Here is a 5070-nt window from a genome sequence, read left to right as displayed (position 1 = left end):
CCGCCCCCTCGGCGCGGCGGCAGGTCCGACCCCCTCAGCCCGGTGACACCGTCGCGGGCGCGACGGCCGGCTCGATCAGCAGCATGCCCCCCGCCACCAGGCAGCTCACCGCCAGCACGCCCAGCACCAGCAGCCAGACGGCCGCGGGGACCCCGGTCAGGCGGGCGAGCTGATCGGCGTCTGAGTCCCGGGCCGCTCCGCGCCTGCGCTTGCCGACGAGTTCCGTCACCGGCCGCACCGCGCCGAACAGCAGGAACCACGTCATCAGGTACACGAACGCCGCCTGCAGCTCCGGCCCGGCCCCGAGCGCCACCGCACCCAGGACCGCCGCGGACAACAGGACCGACAGCACGCCGTAGGCGTTGCGCACCATCACCAGCACGCCGAGCAGCAGTGCCGCCGCGATCCCCAGCACCACGCTGAGCCGATCCGCCGACACGAGTGCGGCGAAGCCCAGTCCGAGCAGCGCGGGCGCCGGGTATCCGGCCAACGTCGTCAGCACCATCCCCGGACCGCTCGGCCTCCCGCGGGAGACCGTGACGCCGGAGGTGTCCGAATGCAGGGTGATGCCCTGCAACCGCCGTCCCGCCAACAGGGCGACCAGGGCGTGCCCCGCCTCGTGCACGATCGTCACCACGTTGCGGGCGAACCGCCACGGGGTGCGCACCAGCACGATCAGGCAGGCGACGACCCCTGCGGCGACGGCGATGGTGCTCGCGGCAGCGAGATCGAGATCGAGGGCATTGCGCACGGCGTTCTGCTCCACGGTCGTTGTCACCCCGCCAGCTCATCACAGGCGCGGTCCGGCTCCCCGGGTGGATCCGCGCGCACCCGGGAACCGAGCGTGACCGGCACCACATCGCCGCACCCGTTAGGGTTTCGCGGGTGACCGACCGTCTTGTCTGGATCGACTGCGAGATGACGGGGCTCGACCTCGCCAAGGACGCCCTCATCGAGATCGCCGTGCTCGTCACCGACGCCGAGCTGAACGTCCTCGGCGACGGAGTGGACCTGGTCATCCACGCCGACGACGACGCGCTGGCGAACATGCCGGACGTGGTGCGCACGATGCACGCCCGGTCGGGGCTGACCGAGGAGGTGCGGGCCTCGACCATGACCGTCGCCGAGGCCGAACGGCAGGCGCTGGACTACATCCGCCGGTACGTCCCCGACCCGCGCACGGCCCCGCTGGCGGGCAACTCCATCGCCACCGACCGCGGGTTCCTCGCCCGGGACATGCCCACCCTGGACGCCCACCTGCACTACCGCATGGTCGACGTGTCCTCGGTGAAGGAACTGGTGCGGCGCTGGTACCCGCGCATCTACTACGCGAAGCCGGAGAAGGGGCTCGCCCACCGGGCGCTGGCCGACATCCGCGAGTCCCTCCGTGAGCTGGAGTACTACCGCCGGACCGCCTTCGTCCCGCACCCCGGCCCGAGCAGCGAGGAGGCCCGCGCCGTCGCCGGTGACGTGCTGCGTGACGGCGGGGAGTAACCCGGTTGCGACGCCGTCACGGCGGCACGTTATGCTGATCCGGCCGAGGCGCTGAGAGGCCCTCGCGCATGGTGGGTGTAGCTCAGTCGGTAGAGCACCTGGTTGTGGTCCAGGGGGCCGCGGGTTCAAGTCCCGTCACTCACCCCACTCCTGCGGTTCCGGTCGTCGCCCTCTTCAGAGGTGCCGACGTCGGTGGCCGATCGCTTCCGGGTCGTTCCCGGCACGCACGGACGTGCCGCTGTCCCCCCCGTTCTCCCTCCCGCCTTCCCGCGATACTCCCCGTGAGAGATGGATCGCAGACGGCTGTGCGCCGAAAAGTTGGCCGTCCTACTAAAATGGCGCGAAACGTGAGGACCGGCCAGGAAGGAATGCGATGAGTGACATCACGCGTGTCGGCGTGATCGGAGCGGGCCTGATGGGCTCGGGCATCGCCGAGGTGAGCGCGAACGCGGGCCTCGACGTGCTCGTGGTCGAGGCGGACTCCGCCGCGCTCGACGCGGGACGGACCCGCATCGAGAAGTCGATGCAGCGTGCCGTCGACAAGGGCAAACGCTCCGCCGAGGACCGGGATGCCGCGCTCGCCCGCACGACCTTCTCGGTGGACATCGGCGACTGCGCGGACCGGGACGTCGTGATCGAGGCCGTGGCCGAGAACGAGTCGGTCAAGCTCGACATCTTCGGCAAGCTCGACACGATCGTGCAGCGCCCGGACGCCGTTCTCGCCTCGAACACGTCCTCCATCCCGATCATGCGGCTGGCGATGGCCACCTCGCGGCCCGAGAAAGTCGTGGGCCTGCATTTCTTCAATCCCGTCCCGGTGCTCAAGCTGGTGGAGATCATCCCGTCGCTGCTGACGGATTCCGGGACGACCGAGCGCGCCGAGGCCCTGGCCGGCACGCTGGGCAAGACCGTGGTCCGCGCCCCGGACCGCGCCGGGTTCGTGGTGAACGCGCTGCTGGTCCCCTACCTCCTCTCGGCCATCCGCATGGTCGAGGCGGGGCACTCGACCCCGGAGGACATCGACAACGGGATGGTGCTGGGTGCCTCGCACCCCATGGGCCCGTTGCGGCTGGCCGACATGATCGGTCTGGACACCACCAAGGCCGTCGCCGACTCCCTCTACGCCGAGTACCGGGAACCGCAGTACGCGCCGCCGCCACTGCTGCTGCGCATGGTGGACGCGGGACTGTACGGCAAGAAGTCGGGCCGCGGCTTCTACGACTACCGGGGAGAGTGAGATGTACCAGCTGTCCGACGAGCACGAGGAGCTGCGTGCGGCGGTGCGCGCGCTGGCGGAGAAGGAGATCGCCCCGCACGCCGCCGACGTGGACGAGAACGAGCGCTACCCGCAGGAGGCGGCCGACGCGCTGACCTCGGCGGGTTTCAACGCCCTGCACATCCCGGAGGACTACGACGGGCAGGGCGCCGACGCGGTCGCCGCCTGCCTGGTCATCGAGGAGGTCGCCCGGGTCGACGCCTCGGCCTCGCTGATCCCCGCGGTGAACAAGCTCGGCACCCAGCCGATCCTGCTGTCGGCCTCCGAGGGGCTGAAGAAGCAGGTGCTGCCGTCGATCGCCTCGGGTGCCGCCTCGGCCTCGTACGCGCTGTCCGAGCGGGAGGCGGGCTCCGACACGGCGTCCATGCGCACCCGGGCCCGGCGGGACGGGGACGACTGGGTCCTCAACGGCACCAAGTGCTGGATCACCAACGCCGGCGAGTCGAGCTGGTACACGGTGATGGCCGTGTCCGACCCGGACGCGGAGAAGAAGGCCAAGGGCATCTCCGCGTTCGTCGTGCACGCCGACGACCCGGGCTTCTCGGTCGGGCCGAAGGAACGCAAGCTCGGCATCAAGGGGTCGCCGACGCGGGAGATCTACTTCGAGGACTGCCGCATCCCCGGCGACCGCATCATCGGTGAGCCCGGCACCGGCCTGCAGACCGCGCTGGCGACCCTCGACCACACCCGGCCCACCATCGGTGCGCAGGCGCTCGGCATCGCCCAGGGTGCGCTCGACGCGACCGTGGAGTACGTCAAGGAGCGCAAGCAGTTCGGCAAGGCGGTGGGTGACTTCCAGGGCGTGCAGTTCATGCTCGCGGACATGGCCACCGAGATCGAGGCGGCGCGGCACCTGGTGTACGTCTCGGCGGCGGCCACCGAGCGCGGGGACCCCCGGGCGAGCTTCCTGGCCAGCGCGGCCAAGACCAAGGCCTCGGACGTCGCGATGCAGGTGACCACCGACGCGGTGCAGCTCTTCGGCGGCGCGGGCTACACCCGGGACTTCCCCGTCGAGCGCATGATGCGGGACGCGAAGATCACCCAGATCTACGAGGGCACCAACCAGATCCAGCGGATGGTCATGGCCCGGAGCATGCTGAAGTAGACCGACCGGTCCCGCCCGGTGTGCGCCCGGGCACGGGAGACTGCGCGGCCCCCGTCCCCACCTCGGAGCAGGTGCGGGCGGGGGCCGTTTCCGTCGGTGCCGTTCAGGAGGCGTCCGAGGTCCACTCGTTCCAGGACATCTGCCAGACGCTCCACCCGTCCGTCGGCTCCAGCGTCTGGTCCCCGCCGTTGACGACCGTGACCAGGTCACCGCGCTTGCTGGTGTCCATCAGCCACTTCGCGTCCTGCGGGGCGAGGTTGATGCAGCCGTGACTGACGTTGCGGTTGCCCTGGTCGCCGACCGACCACGGTGCGGAGTGGTAGAAGATGCCGCTGTTGGACAGCCGGACCGCGTACTCGACCCAGGTCTCGTAGCCGTCGGCGCTGTCGGTCGGGACCCCGTAGGTGCTCGAGTCCATGGTGTAACCGTTGTGTTCGCTCATCACCGTGTAGGTGCCGTTCGGGGTGGAACTGGACGGCTTGCCCATCGAGATGAGGAACGTCTCGGTCTTCTCGTCGTTGACCGAGATCTCCATCTGGTGGCTCTCCCCGTCGGCGACCGCGACCACCTTGTCCCCGATGGTGAGCCCGACCTTCTCGTCCTCGGCCCCGTAGGTGCCCTCGCCGAGGTCCTTGCCGTAGATCGCGGCGTCGACGGTGACCTCGGTTCCCGTCTCCCAGTACTCCTTCGGCCGCCAGATGACCTTCCGGTCACTGAACCACCGGAACGCGCCCTCGGTCTCGGGCTCGGTCGACACCCGCAGTGCCTCCTCGGCGGCGGCGCGGTCCGGGACGTCGCCGGTGAACGTGAAGATCAACGGCATGCCGACGCCAACCGTCTCGCCGTCCGCGGCGTTGATGTACACCCCGACCGTGCGCGCGGGCGTGGCGGTGGTGAACGTCGCGCTCTCCTCGACGGCCTCGCCGTCGTCCCCTTCGGCCTCGACGGAGAGCGTGTAGGTCTTGCCGTAGCCCAGCGGCTCGGTCGTCGTCCACAGCGCCCCGTCGGTGCGCAGTTCGTGCTCCACCTTCGTACCGTGCGCGCCGACCAGCGAGCCGCCGGTGATCCGCCCGTGTTCGGCGCTGACCGTCACCGGCTGCCCGGGCTCGACGTCGGTGCCGTCGTCGGAGACGGACAGCGCGAGGCTCACCGGCTCGGGCGGGGCGGTCGAGGCGGGCGCCTCCGACGACGCCGG

General features: G+C 70.5%; 5 protein-coding genes and 1 tRNA gene. 4 read left to right on the top strand and 2 right to left on the bottom strand.

Annotated elements, in window-relative coordinates; genetic code table 11:
* Positions 1–34: 34 nt before the first annotated feature.
* Positions 35–778: a M50 family metallopeptidase gene (locus ACTIR_RS0120405; RefSeq protein WP_026455659.1), complete on the bottom strand. Its 744-nt coding sequence runs from the start codon at positions 776–778 to the stop codon at positions 35–37.
* Between the two features lie 107 nt (positions 779–885).
* Here ACTIR_RS0120405 and orn point away from each other — a divergent pair, with 107 nt between their 5' ends.
* The 4 genes from orn (at position 886) to ACTIR_RS0120385 (ending at position 3875) form a co-directional block, all read left to right on the top strand.
* Positions 886–1494, top strand: coding sequence for an oligoribonuclease (gene orn, locus ACTIR_RS0120400; RefSeq protein ID WP_007024768.1), 609 nt, complete (start codon positions 886–888; stop codon positions 1492–1494).
* Between the two features lie 71 nt (positions 1495–1565).
* Positions 1566–1641: transfer RNA gene (locus ACTIR_RS0120395), tRNA-His, on the top strand.
* A 226-nt stretch (positions 1642–1867) separates the two neighbouring features.
* The gene (locus tag ACTIR_RS0120390) at positions 1868–2731 is read left to right on the top strand and encodes a 3-hydroxybutyryl-CoA dehydrogenase (protein WP_026455658.1); all 864 of its coding nucleotides are present in this window, start codon (positions 1868–1870) and stop codon (positions 2729–2731) included.
* 1 nt (position 2732) lies between these two features.
* A complete protein-coding gene (locus ACTIR_RS0120385; RefSeq protein ID WP_007024766.1) occupies positions 2733–3875 on the top strand; it encodes an acyl-CoA dehydrogenase family protein in 1143 nt (380 codons plus the stop codon).
* Between the two features lie 103 nt (positions 3876–3978).
* Here ACTIR_RS0120385 and ACTIR_RS0120380 read toward each other — a convergent pair.
* The coding region (locus ACTIR_RS0120380; protein ID WP_026455657.1) for a L,D-transpeptidase at positions 3979–5070 on the bottom strand (1092 nt) is incomplete at its 5' end.

The organism is Saccharomonospora iraqiensis subsp. iraqiensis, assembly GCF_000430445.1.
GTDB lineage: Bacteria > Actinomycetota > Actinomycetes > Mycobacteriales > Pseudonocardiaceae > Saccharomonospora > Saccharomonospora iraqiensis.
Note: the sequence above shows the minus strand (reverse complement) of the source record. Positions and strands in the feature narration are given on the sequence as shown.